The sequence below is a fragment of the Catenuloplanes sp. NPDC051500 genome, assembly GCF_044454585.1.
In the GTDB taxonomy this organism is placed as follows: Bacteria; Actinomycetota; Actinomycetes; order Mycobacteriales; family Micromonosporaceae; genus Catenuloplanes.
The window spans coordinates 1-16,693 of record NZ_JBITDX010000039.1 but is presented as its reverse complement, the minus strand read 5'-3'; the positions used below and the strand labels follow the sequence as shown (position 1 = coordinate 16,693).

General features: G+C 71.0%; 13 protein-coding genes and 1 pseudogene. 9 read left to right on the top strand and 5 right to left on the bottom strand.

What is annotated here, in order from left to right:
- Nucleotides 1-91 precede the first annotated feature (91 nt).
- Both ACIA8K_RS39390 and ACIA8K_RS39385 read right to left on the bottom strand, forming a co-directional pair.
- Nucleotides 92-952 carry an alpha/beta fold hydrolase gene (locus ACIA8K_RS39390; RefSeq protein ID WP_396068608.1) on the bottom strand — a complete coding sequence of 287 codons (861 nt, stop codon included), beginning with the start codon at nucleotides 950-952 and terminating at the stop codon, nucleotides 92-94.
- 43 nt (nucleotides 953-995) lie between these two features.
- Nucleotides 996-1,856, bottom strand: coding sequence for a helix-turn-helix transcriptional regulator (locus tag ACIA8K_RS39385; protein WP_396068607.1), 861 nt, complete (start codon nucleotides 1,854-1,856; stop codon nucleotides 996-998).
- Nucleotides 1,857-2,001: 145 nt separating this feature from the next.
- On the opposite strand from ACIA8K_RS39385, the gene ACIA8K_RS39380 reads away from it, so the two are divergent.
- The 6 genes from ACIA8K_RS39380 (at nucleotide 2,002) to ACIA8K_RS39355 (ending at nucleotide 9,945) form a co-directional block, all read left to right on the top strand.
- Entirely contained in the window at nucleotides 2,002-5,325 is a 3,324-nt protein-coding gene (locus ACIA8K_RS39380) for a DUF4132 domain-containing protein (protein WP_396068606.1), read from the top strand.
- Nucleotides 5,326-5,441: 116 nt separating this feature from the next.
- On the top strand, nucleotides 5,442-6,710 hold the full coding sequence (locus ACIA8K_RS39375; RefSeq protein ID WP_396068605.1) for an amino acid ABC transporter substrate-binding protein: 1,269 nt from the start codon (nucleotides 5,442-5,444) through the stop codon (nucleotides 6,708-6,710).
- Nucleotides 6,710-7,585 carry a branched-chain amino acid ABC transporter permease gene (locus tag ACIA8K_RS39370; protein WP_396068604.1) on the top strand — a complete coding sequence of 292 codons (876 nt, stop codon included), beginning with the start codon at nucleotides 6,710-6,712 and terminating at the stop codon, nucleotides 7,583-7,585. Before ACIA8K_RS39375 ends, ACIA8K_RS39370 begins: the two co-directional genes overlap by 1 nt.
- Nucleotides 7,585-8,517 (top strand): branched-chain amino acid ABC transporter permease, encoded by a 933-nt coding sequence (locus tag ACIA8K_RS39365; protein WP_396068603.1) that lies wholly within the window; start codon nucleotides 7,585-7,587, stop codon nucleotides 8,515-8,517. Before ACIA8K_RS39370 ends, ACIA8K_RS39365 begins: the two co-directional genes overlap by 1 nt.
- The gene (locus ACIA8K_RS39360; RefSeq protein ID WP_396068602.1) at nucleotides 8,514-9,248 is read left to right on the top strand and encodes an ABC transporter ATP-binding protein; all 735 of its coding nucleotides are present in this window, start codon (nucleotides 8,514-8,516) and stop codon (nucleotides 9,246-9,248) included. Before ACIA8K_RS39365 ends, ACIA8K_RS39360 begins: the two co-directional genes overlap by 4 nt.
- Entirely contained in the window at nucleotides 9,241-9,945 is a 705-nt protein-coding gene (locus ACIA8K_RS39355; protein WP_396068601.1) for an ABC transporter ATP-binding protein, read from the top strand. Before ACIA8K_RS39360 ends, ACIA8K_RS39355 begins: the two co-directional genes overlap by 8 nt.
- A 45-nt stretch (nucleotides 9,946-9,990) precedes the next feature.
- Here ACIA8K_RS39355 and ACIA8K_RS39350 read toward each other — a convergent pair whose 3' ends face one another.
- A complete protein-coding gene (locus tag ACIA8K_RS39350) occupies nucleotides 9,991-11,343 on the bottom strand; it encodes an endo-1,4-beta-xylanase (RefSeq protein ID WP_396068600.1) in 1,353 nt (450 codons plus the stop codon).
- Between the two features lie 501 nt (nucleotides 11,344-11,844).
- Here ACIA8K_RS39350 and ACIA8K_RS39345 point away from each other — a divergent pair.
- Nucleotides 11,845-13,134: a cellulose binding domain-containing protein gene (locus ACIA8K_RS39345; RefSeq protein WP_396068599.1), complete on the top strand. Its 1,290-nt coding sequence runs from the start codon at nucleotides 11,845-11,847 to the stop codon at nucleotides 13,132-13,134.
- Nucleotides 13,135-13,343: 209 nt separating this feature from the next.
- On the opposite strand, the gene ACIA8K_RS39340 is transcribed toward ACIA8K_RS39345, so the two are convergent.
- Nucleotides 13,344-14,309, bottom strand: a complete 966-nt coding sequence (locus ACIA8K_RS39340; RefSeq protein ID WP_396068598.1) for an RNA polymerase subunit sigma-70 — start codon at nucleotides 14,307-14,309, stop codon at nucleotides 13,344-13,346.
- A gap of 189 nt (nucleotides 14,310-14,498) precedes the next feature.
- Between ACIA8K_RS39340 and ACIA8K_RS39335 the strand changes: the two genes are divergently transcribed.
- Together ACIA8K_RS39335 and ACIA8K_RS39330 are read left to right on the top strand one after the other, a co-directional pair.
- Entirely contained in the window at nucleotides 14,499-14,852 is a 354-nt protein-coding gene (locus ACIA8K_RS39335) for a methyl-accepting chemotaxis protein (RefSeq protein WP_396068597.1), read from the top strand.
- Between the two features lie 101 nt (nucleotides 14,853-14,953).
- Complete coding sequence (locus tag ACIA8K_RS39330; RefSeq protein ID WP_396068596.1) at nucleotides 14,954-16,378, top strand: DUF2079 domain-containing protein; 1,425 nt, start codon at nucleotides 14,954-14,956, stop codon at nucleotides 16,376-16,378.
- Between the two features lie 12 nt (nucleotides 16,379-16,390).
- On the opposite strand, the pseudogene ACIA8K_RS39325 reads toward ACIA8K_RS39330, so the two are convergent.
- A pseudogene (locus ACIA8K_RS39325) lies at nucleotides 16,391-16,693 on the bottom strand (glycosyltransferase family 2 protein); the annotation flags it as partial.

Sequence of the window (16,693 nt, the reverse complement as noted above, 5' to 3'; positions counted from 1 at the left end):
TGGGCGACGACCGGTGCCCGCGGGAGCGTGCGGGCAGCACCACCCGCAGAGCGGGAAGATGTCCTGGATCTTCGCCGTCAGGCGCCGTTTCTCATGCGGTGGTCGTGGACAGGCTTCGGCGGTAGACGGTCGTGAGCGCGTCGGCGAGCGCGTCCGGCGCGGACAGGAACGGGGAGTGCGAGGTCGGCAGCTCGACGACGGTGGCCGGGCGGAGGGCGACCGCGTCGATCTCGCGGATCATGCGGCGCTGCAACGCGGCCGGGACGCCGCGGTCCTCGGTGCAGACGACGTAGGTGTGCGGCACCCGGCCGTAGCGCTCCGGTGTCACCTCGAACGCCTCGGTCGTGATGCCGAACGGGCCGTCCGGGCTCAGCAGCGCGATTGCCGCGTCAGCCGTCGCGGGGTCCACGTCGTGGTAGAACGTGTCGCGGATGTCCGGGTGCCGGGCCGGGTCGGCCGGGTCGATGCGCAGCGCGCCGGTCACCGTCGGGTCCGCGGCCATCAGGCGGGTGATCCGCTCGCCCTCGTTCTCCGGCTCGCCGATGTAGAAGCCGGCCGGCACGCCCGCGACCGGCGCGAACGCGGTGACGTAGACGAGCGCCTCGAACAGCTCCGGTGCGAGTTCGGCCGCGCGCGTCGCGACCACGCCGCCCATGCTGTGCGCGACCACCACGGACGGGCGGCCGAGGCCGCGCAGCTGTGCGACAAGCACCTCCGCGGCCGAGGTGGCGGTGACGTCCGCGACAGGCGACGGCGCGGTGGCGTAGGCGGCCGGGGCGAACGGGCGTGCCCAGCGGGCCTCCGGCGACCGGGCGTGCAGGCCGAAGCCTTCACAGTCAACTGCCAGCGAGGGTACGCCGCGGCGCGCCAGACGCTCGGTGACCGGGCTCCAGCACCAACTGCCGTGCCAGAAGCCGTGGACGAGGACGATCGGGTTCGGGTGCGTATTCACGGCCGCAACGCTAGAAAGCTTTCCGCACGCTAACCACGCACTGTCAGGACGGGGATATCAGCGCCGCCAGCCGGGCGAGCCGCGCACCGGTCTCGGTGCCGGCCATCGGGTGCAGCAACAGCAGCCGCTGCCGGGAGTGCGGGCTGGTGGCGATCACGCAGTCCAGGTCGAGCGCGCCGACCCGCTCCTCGTGGATGTGCTTCGTGCTGCAGTGCAGCACCGCCACGTCGTGCGCGTCCCACAGCCCGGCGAACTCCGGGCTGGCCTCGATCAGCGCCTCGACCAGTGCGCGCGACGCCTCGTCGTAGTCGCGCTGCGCCACCACCGCGCGCAGGTCCGCGACAGTGGCAAGCGAGGTCTGCTCGTGGTCCTGGCCGGGCTCAAGCGTGTCCCGCCAGGCCTGCGACGTGAACCAGCGCCAGGCCAGGTTCCCCTCCCGGCCGGCCGCACCGGCGAACCGGCCGAACAGCTCCACGTTCATCGGGTTCTGCGCCAGGATGGTGCCGAGATCGTCGGAGAGGTAGCCGGGCGTGACCAGGTTCGCGTGCAGCAGCGACAGCAGGCCCGGGTCCGGCGTCTCGTCCGCCACCGGGACCACAGGCGCGGCATGCCCGGCCAGCCGGAACAGGTGGTCGCGCTGGTCGCAGGTCAGCCGCAGCGCGGTGCAGAGCGCGGACAGCGTGGCCGCGGACGGGTGCGGGCCGCGCCCCTGCTCCAACCGCTCGTAGTAGGTCACGGACAGGTGCGCCAGCCCGGCCACCTCGTCGCGCCGCAGGCCTGGCGCGCGCCGCCGCCCGCCGCCGGGCAGCCCGGCCTCCCGCGGGGTCAGCGCGTCCCGCCGCCGCCTGAGGAAGTCACCCAACTCGGTGAGCCGCGCGGTCCGCGGCGACAACGCCATCGTCATGGCCCCACGGTACGGCGATTGAGCCGATCCGCCCGGCGCCGGGGATGCGCCCGCCCACGACCGGTGTCACCTGGGAATCGCCCAGCGCAGAGTGTCGTACCGGATCGTTACAGTGGCGCCGTTCCGATCTGATGCGGGAGACGACATGGTGAACGACTTCGGACACAGCCCGGATGAGGACGTGCTGCTGCCGGTGGGCGGGTGGCGGCGGCAGCATCTCCTGCGCCGGGGCGGCTGGTTCACCGATCCGCCCGGGCGGGTCGACGAGCGGAAGGCCGCGGCGAACGCGGCCGCGCTGTTCTCCTCGAAGCGGGACGCGGCGCTCGGCAATCTGAAGCACGAGCGCGAGGACGGCGGCGTCGGCGACCTCGCGCTGGCCGCGCTCGCCGACCCGGAGACCGCGACGCCTGTCGGTGTGGCGGCGCTGCTTGCCGCGTTCATGCAGACGCACGGCTGGCGGGGTGACGACCGGGTGGCGGACGTGGCCGACCACCTGATCGTCACGCGGGGCCTGACGTTCGCCGTGACCGTGTCGGCCGAGCTGGCGGCGATCTACTCGGATCCGTTCGTGCGGGCGATGACCGAGCGGGACTTCAGCGGTGAGTACCAGCATCGGGGCTGGGTGGAGCTGCGCCTGCCGACGTTCTCCGGCCGGGTCCGGAACCGGCTGGCGACCGCGGGCGCCGCGGACTTCGCGGCGGCCGAGGCGGCGCTCACGCCGTACCGTGACGGTAATCCGCTTCAGCGGGCACTTACCGGTTTCCTGCTGACCACGCGGGCGGACTGGACGGCAGAGGACGTGGCGTGGCTGCCGTCCGCGCCGCTGCCGCAGGCGGTCGGCACGCTGCTGTTCCCGTCGCTGCGCACTGCGGAGCAGCTCGACCGCGTGATGGACCACGTGACGCCCTGGTGGATCATGTGGAACCAGGCCGGGCTGACCGCCATGTTCGAGGGGCTCGGCGCCGAGGCGCTGCCGCGGCTGCTGACCTGGCTCGACGACAGGCAGTGGGGCGCCGATGCGGAGCGCAAGGTGCTCCAGATGATCGCGGCGGTGCCGACGGACGAGGCGTACCGGGCGCTGCTCGACCGCGCCGCGGAGAAGTACGTGCTGCCCGCGCTGCACGAGGCCGCCGCCCGCTTCCCCCGCCGGGCGCTGCGGTTGACCGCGGCCTCCGGTGCGCGTCCCGCCGCCGAGCTGCTGCGCGGCCAGGTGGTCCGGCACCGGGAGCTGGCCGCCGCGCTGCTGCCTGAGCTGACCGGCCCGGCCGCGTCCCGGATCGGCGGCCTGCTCGCGGACACGGCCGACGTTGCGGACGCGCCCGCGACCGCGCTGCCTCCGGTGCTTGTCAGCCCGCCGTGGGCGGATCGTAAGACCGCCGCGAAGCCGGTCGTGATCGCCGGGCTGACCGCGGACTCCGCCGCGGCCGAGGCGTGGCTGCCCGGCGAGCGCGCGGCTTTCACTGCCAAGCGGGACGAGTACTACTACTTCACGAACAACGCCGGCAAGGCCGACTACCAGGACCTGGCCGCACGGTACGGGCGGGGCGAGCTGCGCTACGGCGAGGAGAGCCTGCTGTTCGCGTGCGGCCCGGAGGAGCTGGCCCTGCCCCTTCTCGCGGACTGGCGCCCGGAGCACGTGTGGAGCTCCGAGGTGTGGTTGCCGCCGATCCTGGCCCGGCACGGTGTCGCCGCGCTGCCCGCCGCCGTCCGGATCGCCCAGCGCGCCCCGGCCGCCGCGCCGTCGCTGCTGCCGTTCACCGGCCCGGAGATCGCCACGATCATGGCGGACTGGTTCACCCGGACGAAGTCGCTGCGGGAGTTGGCCCGCACGTGGCTGACCCGCCATCCGGCCGCGGCCGCGCGGGACCTGATCCCCGCCGCGCTCGGCAGGGCCGGTGTGGCCCGGCGCTCGGCCGAGGCCGCGCTGCGCGTGCTCGGCCGGGACGAGGTGCTGGCGGCCGCGGCCGGGTACGGAGACGAGGCCGCCGCCGCGGTCACCGCCGTGCTTGACACCGACCCGCTCTCCGTCCTCCCGGCGAAGATCCCGGCGCTCGCCGGCTGGACCGATGTGGAGACGTTGCCCCGGGTGGCGCTGCGTGACGGCTCCGGCGCGCTGCCTGTCGACTCGGTCCGGCACCTGCTCACCATGCTGGCGTTCTCGAAGCCGGACGATCCGTACCCGGGGATCGCGATCGCGAAGGACCTGCTCGTCCCGCGTGACCTGGCGGAGCTGGGCTGGGCGGTCCTGCAGCGCTGGATCGCGGCCGGGACCCCGGCCAAGGACGGCTGGGCGCTTGAGTCGCTCGGCGTGACCGGCGACGACGAGACGGTCCGGCGGCTGGCCCCGGTGATCCGCGCCTGGCCGGGCGAGGGCGGTCATTCCAAGGCGGTGACCGGTCTGGACGTGCTGGCCGCGATCGGCACCGACGTGGCGCTGATGCACCTGCACGGCATCGCGCAGAAGGTGAAGTTCAAGGGCTTGAAGGACCGTGCGACCGCGAAGATCGACGAGGTGGCCGCGGCGCTCGGCCTGACCGCGGAGGAGCTGGCCGACCGGCTCGTGCCGGACCTGGGCCTGTCCGCGGACGGGTCGATGCGGCTTGACTACGGGCCGCGGCAGTTCGTGGTCGGCTTCGACGAGCAGCTCAAGCCGTACGTGACCGATGCGGCCGGGAAACGGCTCAAGGCGCTGCCGAAGCCGGGTGCGAAGGACGACGCCGAGATCGCCGCGGAGGCGTACGCCAGGTTCGCCGCACTGAAGAAGGACGTGCGGACCATCGCGTCCGACCAGATCGCCCGCCTGGAACGGGCCATGGTCGCCGGCCGCCGCTGGACCGGCGCCGAGTTCCGGCAGTACTTCGCCGGGCATCCGCTGCTCTGGCACATCGTCCGGCGGCTGGTCTGGGCCGTCTACACCGACGGCGTCCTGAGCGCGGGCTTCCGGGTGGCGGAGGACCGCAGCCTCGCCGGACGCGACGACGACCCGCTGACTGTCGCGGACGACGCCGAGATCGGCCTGCCGCACCCGATCGAGCTCGGCGCGCTGGTCCCGGACTGGTCCGAGGTTCTCGCGGACTACGTGATCGTGCAGCCGTTCCCGCAGCTCGGCCGCGAGGTCTACACCCCCGGACCCGCCGATTTCGCCGCGATCGAGGGCCGGGTCGTGCCGGTCGGCCGGGTGCTCGGCCTGGAGAAGAAGGGCTGGCGGCGCGGCGCCCCGCAGGACGCCGGAATCCAGGGCTGGATGGAACGCCCGCTGCGCGGCGGCAGGTACGCCGTCCTCGACCTGGACCCGGGCATCGCGGTCGGCATGGTGACCGAGTTCGAGGAGCAGACGCTCGGCAGGCTGTACATCTCGGAGAACCCGGACGGACGGTGGTCGAACCGCCCGTCCGTCCCGGTCGACAAGCTGGACCCGGTCACCGCCTCGGAGCTGATGCGCGACCTGACCGACCTGACCGCGTCGTGAGCCGCACGGCTGCACTGACGCGGCAGTCAGAGAACGGACAACCCGTGGACATCGATTGATGCAAAGATGGCGATCTCTACACCGGATCTCTCCACAGGGGACGGAAGGGATCAGCCGTGACACTGCCTACCAGAGCCCTCGCCACATGCACCGCACTGCTGCTGCTCGCCACCACCGGGTGCGCGCCGAGTCGGCGTGATTCCGGTGGTTCCGGCACGGACGACGTACCAGCGAAGATCGTGATCGGTGCGACCCTGCCGCTGACCGGGGCCGAGTCGAAGAGCGGCGGCCGGTTCAAGCAGGGGTACGAGCTGGCCGTCGAGCTGGAGAACGCGGACGGCGGCATCGACGTCCGCGGGACGAAGGTGCCGGTCGAGCTGAAGCTGCTCGACGACACCACAGACCAGGCCAAGGCGATCAACCTGGCCGAGCGCCTGATCACCCAGGACAAGGTCAACGCGCTGCTGGGCACGTATTCGACCGCGTTGATCGAGGCGCAGAGCACTGTCGCGGAGCAGAACCGGATTCCCTACGTGAACGGTGGCGGCGCCGCGACCTCGATCTACGCCAAGGGCTTCAGCTACGTCTTCGGCACGCTCGCCCCGGTGTCGAACCTGGCCACCACCGAGATGAGGTGGATCGACGCCCAGCAGGCCGCGGGCAGGCTGCCGAAGCCGGCGAAGGTCGCGGTGGTCTGGGAGAACACGTCGCACGGCGAGGACTTCGCCGAGGGCGTCAAGGACTTCACAGGCGCGCACCCGGACGGCTACCAGGTGGTGGTCGACGAGTCGTTCGCGCTTGACGGCAAGGACTTCTCCGCGATCCTAAGCACGGTCCGCTCCGCCGACGCCGATCTGGTCATGGTGGACGCGCACCTGCCGGACTTCATCACCATGCAGCGGCAGTACATCAGCTCCGGCATGTGCGCACCGGTGATCACCTACGGCGCGCGCGGCAGCGAGTCGGACGCCCGCACCGCGCTCGGCCAGGACGGGATCAACTACATCCTGTCCGCGGTCTGGTGGAACAAGCAGCTCGGCAACACGGCGTTGAACAGCACGTTCATCGAAGCCTTCAAGAGCCGCCACGGTACGGATCCGGAGTGGTACCAGGCGCTCGGCTACGAGGCGGCGCGCTCGCTCTTCACCGCGATCGACACGGCCGACTCGGTCGACCGGACGAAGCTGCGGGACGCGCTCTCCACGCTCACCATGGACTCGATCCTGCCCGGCGGGAAGCTCAGCTATCCGGCCGCGACCGGCGGCCAGGCCGACTACCCGTTCGTGGTCCAGCAGAACCTGCCGGACGGCACCTCGCCGATCATCTTCCCGGCCGACATCGCCACCGGCGCGGGTGTCGCCCCCAATCCCACCTGCAAGAACTGATGGGCGAGGTGTCGACGCTGGCGATCTCGGCGGTGCTGCTGGCCGGGTTCTACGCGGCGATGGCGTACGGGCTGGGCCTGATCTACGGCGTGCTGCGGATCGTCAACCTCGCGCACGGCGGGATCATCATGGCCGCCGCGTACCTGGCCTGGCAGCTGTTCGAGAGGTTCCACATCGACCCGTTCCTGGCCATCCCGATCGCGCTTGCCGTCTTCTTCGGCGTGGGCGTGGTGATCTATCTGGGCCTGGTCCGGTTCATCCCGCGTGGGCCGGCCGGGGCCGTACAGTCGCTGCTGTTGCTCTTCGGGGTCTGGCTGATCATCCGCAACGCCGCCTACCTGCTGTTCACCGGCAACGAGCAGGTGATCCAGACGTCGTACGCGACCAGTTCGGTGATCATTCTCGGCGGCGGCTTCTCGGTCACCCGGATCGCTGTCTTCGGTGTGGCGGTCGTGGCGTTGCTCGCGCTGCACCTGCTGCTCACCCGCACCTACCTCGGCAAGGCGATCCGGGCCGTCGCGCAGAACCCGGAGAGCTGCACGCTTGTCGGGATCGACGTGGAGCGCGTCTACCTGCTGACGTTCGGGCTGGGCACCGCGCTGGCCGGGCTGGCCGGCGTGCTGGCGTCCACGCTGTTCGCGTTCACGCCGTCGTTCGGCGCCGGTGAGCTGCTGAAGAGCTTCGTGATCATCGTACTGGGCGGGCTTGGCAGCATCGTCGGGATCGCTATCGGCGCGCTTGTGCTGGCGTTCGCCGAGGTCTTCGCGGTGTACGTGGTCCCGCCGTACCTGACCTCCGCCGTCGGTTTCGTGCTTCTTGTGGTGGTGCTCGTGCTGCGGCCGGGCGGCCTGTTCGGCCAGCGGGTGCTGCGGTGATGCCGAGGGTGGCAGGTTTCGCCGCCGCGCTTGTGCTGCTCTGGATCGCGCCGCTGGTGCTTCCGGTCGGCGACTACACGCACAACATCGTCGGGCTGACCTACATGTTCATGGCCGCCGCGCTCGCCTGGAACTGGCTCGGCGGCTTCGTCGGCCAGATCAGCTTCGGGCACTCGGCCATGTTCGGCGTCGGTGGTTTCGTCGCCGCCCGGGTCATGCTCGCCACCGGCCTGCCGTTCGGCCTGTCCTGGATCGTCGGCGGCCTGGTCGCCGGCGTGTTCGCGGTGCTCTGGGGCCATCCGACGCTGCGGCTGCGCGGCCCGTACTTCTCGATCGCCACGATCGGCGTCGGCGAGGCGACCCGGCTGGTCGCCACCTACTGGTCCGGCTTCACCGGCGGCTCGTCCGGCCTGTCCCTCCCGCTCGACGGCAACCCCACCAAATTCGAGCTCTACTGGTACGGCCTCTACCTGCTCGCCGCCGCCGTGGCGATCTCGTGGTGGCTGCGCCGCTCCCGGATCGGCCTCGGGCTGCTCGCCATCAAGGAGGACGTCGAGGCCGCCGGCGACCTGGGCGTCAACCCCGTGCTCTACCAGGACGTGGTGCTGTTCCTGTCCGGCGCGATGGTCGGCGTCTGCGGCGGTTTCTACGCCTCCTACCAGGCGTTCATCGACCCGCAGGACATGTTCAGCTTCGACAGGTCGATCTCGCTGATCCTGATGGCCGTGATCGGCGGCATCGGCGTGGTGCTCGGTCCACTGTGGGGCGCGGTCGTCTTCGTGATCATCCAGGAGTTCCTGCTTGCCAGCTACTCCCAGTTCTACCTCGGCCTCTACGGCGCGCTGCTCGTGGTGATCATCCTCTTCGAACCGCTCGGCCTGACCGGCCTGGCCTCCAGAATCATCAGACCACTCCGCAGGGGTACGACGTGAGCGCGCTGCTGACCGGCGAGGGCGTGAGCCGGCACTTCGGCGGGCTGCGCGCGGTGGACGACGTCGACTTCCACCTGGACGACGGCGAGATCCTCGGGCTGATCGGGCCGAACGGCGCCGGCAAGACCACGCTGTTCTCCGTCGCGGCCGGCTCGATAAGGCCCACCGCCGGGCGGGTGCTGCTCGACGGCGTGCCGGTCAGCGGACGGGCCGCACACCGGGCCGTGCATCGCGGCGTCTGCCGTACCCACCAGATCGTCAGGCCTTTCGCTCGTCTCACAGTGCTTGAGAACGTGCTTGTCGGGCACCATTACGGCCGGCCCGGCGGCGCCCATCGCGACCCGCGCGGCGCGGCCCTGGAGATCCTCGACTTCATCGGGCTCGGCGACCGGGCCGGACGGCTCCCCGGCGAGCTCACGCTCGCCGGCCGCAAACGGCTTGAGGTGGCGCGTGCGCTCGCCACCGGCCCGCGCGTGCTGCTGCTCGACGAGGTGGTGGCCGGGCTCAACCCGGTCGAGGGCGCCGCGTTCGTCGGGCTGATCCGGCAGATCCGCGACCGGGGCATCGCCATCATCATGATCGAGCACGTGATGCACGCGCTGATGAGCCTCTCCGACCGGGTGATCGTGCTCGACCACGGCCGGAAGATCGCCGAGGGCCTGCCCGCCGAGGTGGCGAACGATCCGCTTGTCATCGAGGCCTATCTGGGCAAGGAGGCCGCCGGTGCTTGAGATCCGCGACATCGACGTGTTCTACGGTGACGCCCAGGCACTGCGCGGCGTCAGCCTCACTGTCGACGAGGGCGAGCTGGTCACGCTTCTCGGCGCGAACGGCGCCGGCAAGACCACCACACTGCGCGCCGTCGCCGGCGTCCGGCCGGTCTCCCGCGGCGAGCTGCTCTTCGACGGGGCTCCGCTGCACACAGTGCCCGCGCACCGGCGACCCGGCCTGGGCATCGCGCTCGTCCCCGAGGGGCGGGAGCTCTGGCCGCAGCTCACCGTCCGGGAGAACCTGGAGCTCGGCGCCTACTCCCGGCCGGCCCGCGCGCACCGCGCCACCACGCTCGCGGAGGTCTACGCCCGTTTCCCGGTGCTTGAGTCGCGGGCCGCACAGCTGGCCGGCAGCATGTCCGGCGGCGAACAGCAGATGGTGGCGATCGGCCGGGCGCTGATGTCCCGCCCGCGGCTGCTGATGATGGACGAGCCAAGCCTCGGCCTGGCCCCGGTGGTCGTCACCCAGATGTTCGCCGCGATCCGCGAGCTGCATGCGGCGGGCCTCACCATCCTGCTCGTCGAGCAGAACCTGGCCCGCGCGCTTGAGGTGGCCGACCGCGGCTACGTCATCGAGACCGGCCATGTCGCGCTCTCCGGCACCGCCGACGCGCTGCTCGCCGACCCGGCCGTGCGTACCGCGTATCTCGGGCTCTGACACCCGGCGGGGCGTGCCCACCCCGCCGGGTGCCGTGGAGGTGTGTCAGCCCGCGGTGCAGGAGACGATCTGCGGCCGGGCGCTGCTGTTGCCGTTCATCATCGTGGTGAAGCCGAACGTGTCGCCGCTGCCGTTGGAGCGCATCGTCATCACGAGGCCGCTGCCGTCCCAGGTGGGCGAACCACTCCAGGTCGACGAGATCTTCTGCGGGGAGGTGATGGAGACGACGACCGCCCAGGTGCTGGCGCCACTGACCGTCACCGAGGTGTTGTACCTGTCGCCCCACACCTGACCGGGTGTGGCCGAGGCGGTGCAGGAGCCGCTCGGCGGCGGAGTCGTGGTCGGCGGCGGCGTGGTCGGGGTGCCGGTGGGCGGCGTGGTGCCGTTGTTGAGCGCGGCGAGCACCGCGTCGTACGCCGACTTCTTCTGGCCACTGCCGTTGAACAGCAGCGGGCTCTCGCTCGACCGCCACGAGTCGGAGTCGCGGATGCCCCACACCGTGATGCCCTTGCACCTGGCGACCGCGAGGCAGTCGTTCGTGACGTTGCGGTACGCGTCCACAGGCGCGTTGCGGATGTCCAGCTCGGTGATGTGCACGTCCACGCCGAGCGCGGCGAAGCTGGACAGCGTGGTGCGGTAGTTGCTCGGGTAGTTGGAGCCGCCGGTGAAGTGCGACTGGAACCCGACGCAGTCGATCGGCACGCCGCGCTGCTTGAAGTCCTGCACCATCCGGTAGACGCCCTGGGTCTTGGCGTCGGTCCAGTTGTCGGTGTTGTAGTCGTTGTAGCAGAGCTGCGCGTTCGGGTCCGCCGCGCGTGCGGCCCGGAACGCCGCCTCGATCCAGTCGTTCCCGGTGCGCTGCAGGTTGGAGTCGCGCCGCCCGCCGCCACCGCCGTCCGCGAACGCCTCGTTGACCACGTCCCACCACGCGACCTGGCCGCGGAAGTGGGTGGCGACCTGGGTGACGTGGTTGAGCATCGCGTTGCGCAGCGTGCTTCCGGACATGCCCTGCATCCAGCTCGGCTGCTGCGCGTGCCAGGCGAGCGTGTGGCCGCGGACCTGCATGCCGTTGGCGCGGGCGTGCGCGACGATCCGGTCCGCGTTGCCGTAGCTGAACTGGTTCTGCTGCGGCTCGGTCGCGTCGGTCTTCATCTCGTTCTCGGGCGTCACCTGGTTGAACTCACGGTTCAGGATCGTGGTGTACGCGGAGTCACCGAGCCGGCCGGCCGCGACCGCGGTGCCGAAGAACCGGCCCTTCTCCGCCGCCGACGCCCCCAGCGTGGTGCCGGCCTGCGCCGCGCCGGTCACACCGACCACCATCCCGGCGGCGAGCGCGGCGACCGCTCCCAGTAGGAGCGCACGCCTCGGCGTGACCCGTGTTTTCGCGTTGACAGTCACGTGTTGCTTCCTCTCTGAAGGACCCGCGTGAGCGAGGGCCGACCGCTCGAACAGAGGTCGCCTCGGAGGTCAGGTTACGTAACTTTGCCGATACATCCAAGACAAAACATATTTGCATTTCTCGATCTTTTGCGGCGCGACCATGGCCGTGGCCTCCAGATATAAGGCTCCGACGTGCGCGAACACCGTCCCATCGGCGGCAGTGAAATCGCTCGATCGAGCGATCTGCTCAGCACTGCGACCGCGTGATTGCGGAATCTGCCTGGAAGTTTCGGGCTGTGGATCAGGCCCGGTGACCGGCGCAGCGAGGCATCCACCCGACTCCAGCAGCGACTCTTCGCATGATCAGCAAGAAAAGGTTGCCGAAAATGTGTTACGCCCGGCGCCCACCGCAGCACGCTGGAGATTCGCGGAACGACGCCCGCAAGAGCACCGCCGGCACCGTGCTATTCCTGACATCACAACGATTAACGTCGATGTCTTGCGGAGGAGCGACTCTCGATGACACAGCCAAGAGCAGGAAAGAACCGCCTGCTGGGTACGGCCGTCGCCGCGGCGATGCTGATCGTGTCCGGCACGGCCGCGCTGATCGGCGGGAGCGCGTCCGCCGAGACGGCAGGCCTCCTGGCGAGCACGGCCGGGTGCGGCAAGAGCCCGACCCTGCGCGACGGGACCTACACGATCCAGAGCGGCGGACGTGCCCGCACGTACATGCTGCGGCTGCCGTCCGGCTACACAAGCACACAGGCCTACCGGCTCGTCGTCGGTCTGCACTGGCTCAACGGCAGTGCCAACGACGTGGTCGGCAACGGGTTCTACGGCCTGCAGCAGCAGGCGGCCAACAGCGCGATCTTCGTGGCGCCCCAGGGCCTCGACGCCGGCTGGGCGAACACCGGCGGGCGCGACGTCACGCTCGTCGACGACATCCTCCGCACTGTCGAGAACGACCTCTGCGTGGACACGACCCGGCGGTTCGCGCTCGGCTTCAGCTACGGCGGCGCGATGAGCTTCGCCCTGGCCTGCGCCCGGCCGGACGTGTTCCGGGCGGTCGCGCCGATCGCCGGCGCCAACCTCAGCGGCGGCTGTTCCACCGCCTCCCAGCCGGTCGCCTACTTCGGCATCCACGGCATCCGGGACAGCGTCCTGAACATCTCGCAGGGCCGGTCGATCCGGGACACGTTCGTCCGGGCCAACGGCTGCACGGCACAGAACCCGCCGGAGCCGGCCCAGGGCAGCGGCACCCACATCACCACCACCTACTCGGGCTGCCGGCCCGGCTACCCGGTCCAGTGGGCGGCGCACGACGGTGACCACGTGCCGCTGCCGACCGACCGGAACGCCTCGACGTCCTGGGTCGGCAGCGAGGTGTGGCGGTTCTTCAGCCAGTTCGGCAGCGGCACGCCGACGCCGGATCCGACCACTCCCCCGCCCTCGACACCGTCGCCGACGCCGACCACCCCGGCCCCCGGCGGCGCCTGCCGTGCGAGCGCCACCGTCAACGCCTGGAACAACGGCCTGACCGCGAACATCACGCTCACCAACACCGGCGGCTCCACCCTCAACGGCTGGGCCCTCGCCTTCAGCCTTCCCGCCGGGCAGACCGTCACCAACGGCTGGAACGCCTCCTACGCGCCCTCGTCCGGGCGGGTCACCGCGACAAACGTCGGCCACAACGCGACGCTCGCGCCCGGCGGCTCGGTCACCTTCGGATTCCAGGCCACCCACACCGGCGACAGCGGAGCACCGAGCGCGTACGCGCTGAACGGCGCCACCTGCGGCACGGGGGTCTAGGCGCTGTCCCGACGTGGTGTGCCGGGCCGCGGCGAGTGCCCGACGCCGCCCGCCCCCACGTCGGAGGCCGTGATCGCCGCGATGGCGTCGGCCCGGGGCCGCGGACGGCCGGGACCAGGCGCTCGACTTCGGCCTCGCCCGCATCCTGGACGGCGTGGGCGCGCTCATCGACGCCCGCCGCGCTACTCCGCCGGGAGATGCCCGGGGCGCTACTCCGCCGGGAGACGCTCCGGCAGGCCGAGCCGGGAGAACCGGTCGGCGTGGAAGATGAAAATCTCGGTGATCTCGCCGCCGGTGATGCGCAGGACGTCGATTGTCAGCGGCAGGTAGGCGCCCTCCCGCTCGTTCCAGTGGTAGAACGCCACGGCGGGCTGGCGGTTCACCGAGGTGGGGACGCCGCGCAGGCCGGTCATGCCCTCGAAGCCGTCCCCGGCCCAGGTGGTCACCACCGCGTCGCGGCCGATTGACAGGCCCGGCGTGGGTGGCATCGACGACCTGACGTCGTCGCGAAGCATCGCGGCCAGCACCGGGATGTCCGTGGCCACGCTGGCGTCGGTGAAGCGGCGTACCAACTCGCGGGTCGTGGTGTCCTTCTCGCCGCCGGTCCAGTCCTGCCGTTCCGCGGGCAGGTGCTCCCGCATGCCGGCCCGGGCCCGCTGGAGCGCGCTGTTGACCGAGTTGACCGAGTCGCCGAGCAGCTCCGCGACCTCCTTCGCCGGCCAGCCGAGCACGTCCCGCAGGATCAGCACGGCGCGCGGCCGTGGGGCGAGGTGCTGGACCGCGACCAGGTACGCCAGCTCGATCGTCTCCCGCGCCACCGCGCGCGTCTCCGGCGCGTCCGCCTCGCCCGCGGGCAGCTCGTCGAGCAGCCGGTCCGGGTAGGGCTGCAACCACAGCACCTCACCGCCGGACGCCGGCTCCGGGCGGATCTTGGCCAGCAGGTCCAGGCACGCGTTGGTGGCGATCCGGTACAGCCAGGCCCGGAACGTCGACCGCCCCTCGAACGTCTCCCGCCGCCGCCAGGCCCGCAGGAACGTCTCCTGCACGGCGTCCTCCGCGTCCTCGAACGAGCCGAGCATCCGGTAGCAGTGCACGTGCAGCTCCCGCCGGTGCCGCTCCGCCAACCCCGAGAACGCGGGCTCGTCGACCTCGCCAAGCCGCATGTCCGTACCCATCACGTCATTCTCCCGCCTCGTCCGGCCCCGTCCCAGGTATGACGGCCGCGGCGGCGACAACTCATCACCAGCGCCGAGTCCGGCCCGCGTTCGTGGCGGGCACGCAGACGAATTACGAAAGACCCACCCGGGCCGGCACCGTGCGGTCCTATGCTCTCGTCGGACGAGCTGAGGGGGCGGGCCGACACGATGGCAACCGACATACCGATGACCGCCCAGGCCCGCGCGCTCGCGATCGAGGCAGACGCGGCGGCGAGGCGGCTGTCGGAGTCGGTCGGCTCCATCGACGAGGCCCTCAAGCTCATCACTGTGGTCGCGGACCGCACCAACCTCCTGGCGCTCAACGCCACAATCGAAGCGGCCCGGGCCGGTGAGACAGGTAAGGGCTTCGCGGTGGTCGCCGGCGAGGTCAAGGCGCTCGCTCAGCAGACGGCGACCGCCACGGAGAGCGTCTCCGGACTGCTCGCGACGATCCGCGACGATGTGGCGGCAGTCAGCGTCGCGCTCGCGGCGATCACCGGCATGCCGGATTCCCCGGCGTAGGAGTCCTCCTGCCGGAGCGTGCGCAGGATAGTGCGTCCGCCGAGACGGCTGTCCGCACCCGTCAGACCGGCATCGGCGGTCGCGCCGCATACTTACCACCCATGGCGATCACTCCTACGGAGACGGCCTCCCGGTGGCGGCGCCTGCCGTCGATCGGGCCGGCGAGTTCGTATTTCGGCTGGGGCCTGGCTCTGGTGCTGTTCGTGCTCTATGCGGTGTCGTCGATCCGCGCACACCAGCTCCTCCAGACGTACGGGTACGACCTGGGCATCTTCGAGCAGGTCGTCCGGTCCTACTCCGAGGGGCGCCCGGGGGTGACCGAGCTCAAGGGTCCCGGCTTCCGGCAGCTCGGCGACCACTTCACGCCGGCCCTGATCCTCCTCGCCCCCTTCTACCGGCTCTTCCCGAGCCCGATCACGCTCCTGGTGGCGCAGTCCGCGCTGATGGCCGTCGCCGTCGTGCCGCTCGTCGGCTGGGCGCGCCGGGCGCTCGGCACCGGGCCGGCCCTCGTCGTCGGACTCGGATACGGGCTGTCGTTCGGCATCGCGCAGGCGGTGCGCTTCGACTTCCACGAGGTGGCCTTCGCGGTGCCGCTTGTGGCGATGAGCCTGACCGCGCTCGGCGAACGGCGGATGGTCGCGGCGGCGGCGTGGGCGCTTCCGCTGCTGCTGGTCAAGGAGGATCTGGGTCTCACTGTCGCGGCGATCGGCCTGCTGATCGCCTTCTACGGCGCGCGGCGGCTTGGCTTCGCGGTCGCCGCGGCCGGTGTGATCGGCCTCGTGCTCGTGGTGACCGTGTTCCTGCCGGCCATGAGCCCGGACGGCGCGTACGCCTACACCTCGATGGTGGGCGGTAGCGCCGACGCGATGCCGCTGGGTCAGTACGTCCGCGAGGTGCTGCTGGCGCCGGTCAAACTGAGCACGCTGTTCACCACGCTCGCGATCACCGCGTTCGCCGCGCTGCGCTCACCGCTGATCCTGGTCGCGGTCCCCACCCTCGCCTGGCGGTTCGCCGCGGACAAGCAGGAGTACTGGGGGATCGGCTACCACTACAGCGCCGTGCTGATGCCTGTGCTCTTCGCCGCGCTGATCGCGGCCCTCACCCGCACCAGGTCGGTCGAGGCGCCGGAGGGCCGCCGGATCATGCGCGTCGAGCTGGCAGTCGTCGCCGTGGTGCCGTTGCTGCTGTTCCCAGGAACGCCGCTCTACCAGACCTTCCGGTCGGAGACCTGGCGAGACGACCCGCGGATCGCCGTCGCGCGCAGCATCCTCGGCGAGATCCCGGACGGCGTCATGGTCGCCGCGTCGAACAACCTGGTGCCGCAGCTGACGAATCGCACGCTCACCACGCTGTTCGGCTTCCCCGGTCTCCGCCCGAACCCGCAGTGGATCGTGGTCGACCGGCTCTCGCCTCAGGGTTATCCGCTCAACGGCGAGCAGCGCGACAAGGCGCTCGCCGATGCCATCGCGGGCGGCTACCAGGTGATTCGGGACGAAGCGGGATTCATCCTGCTGAAACGCCCATGAGGCGGGGCGGGTTCAGGAGGAGTGAGGCTTGCGGACGCGCTCGCGGGCGAGGATCCAGATCGCCTCCACGCCGTCCTTCCACGTGATCTTCTTGCCCTCCTCGCGACCCCGGGCCCGGTACGAGATCGGCACCTCATACGGCCGGATCCGCTGGCGCAACAGCTTCCCCGTGACCTCGGCCTCCATGCCGAACCCACGCGACCTGATCTCCAACGAGCGATACAGCGCAACAGGCATCAGCTTGAAACAGGTCTCCAGATCACCGATGTACGAGTTGTACATGACGTTCGCCGCGGTCGTGACACCCTTGTTCCC

Bases quoted from the DNA above. Each gene is read 5' to 3' on its own strand.
- ACIA8K_RS39365 (WP_396068603.1), top strand. From the start codon at position 7,585: ATGCCGAGGGTGGCAGGTTTCGCCGCCGCGCTTGTGCTGCTCTGGATC.
- ACIA8K_RS39385 (WP_396068607.1), bottom strand. From the start codon at position 1,856: ATGACGATGGCGTTGTCGCCGCGGACCGCGCGGCTCACCGAGTTGGGT.
- ACIA8K_RS39345 (WP_396068599.1), top strand. From the start codon at position 11,845: ATGACACAGCCAAGAGCAGGAAAGAACCGCCTGCTGGGTACGGCCGTC.
- ACIA8K_RS39370 (WP_396068604.1), top strand. From the start codon at position 6,710: ATGGGCGAGGTGTCGACGCTGGCGATCTCGGCGGTGCTGCTGGCCGGG.
- ACIA8K_RS39330 (WP_396068596.1), top strand. From the start codon at position 14,954: ATGGCGATCACTCCTACGGAGACGGCCTCCCGGTGGCGGCGCCTGCCG.
- ACIA8K_RS39335 (WP_396068597.1), top strand. From the start codon at position 14,499: ATGGCAACCGACATACCGATGACCGCCCAGGCCCGCGCGCTCGCGATC.
- ACIA8K_RS39380 (WP_396068606.1), top strand. From the start codon at position 2,002: ATGGTGAACGACTTCGGACACAGCCCGGATGAGGACGTGCTGCTGCCG.
- ACIA8K_RS39340 (WP_396068598.1), bottom strand. From the start codon at position 14,309: ATGGGTACGGACATGCGGCTTGGCGAGGTCGACGAGCCCGCGTTCTCG.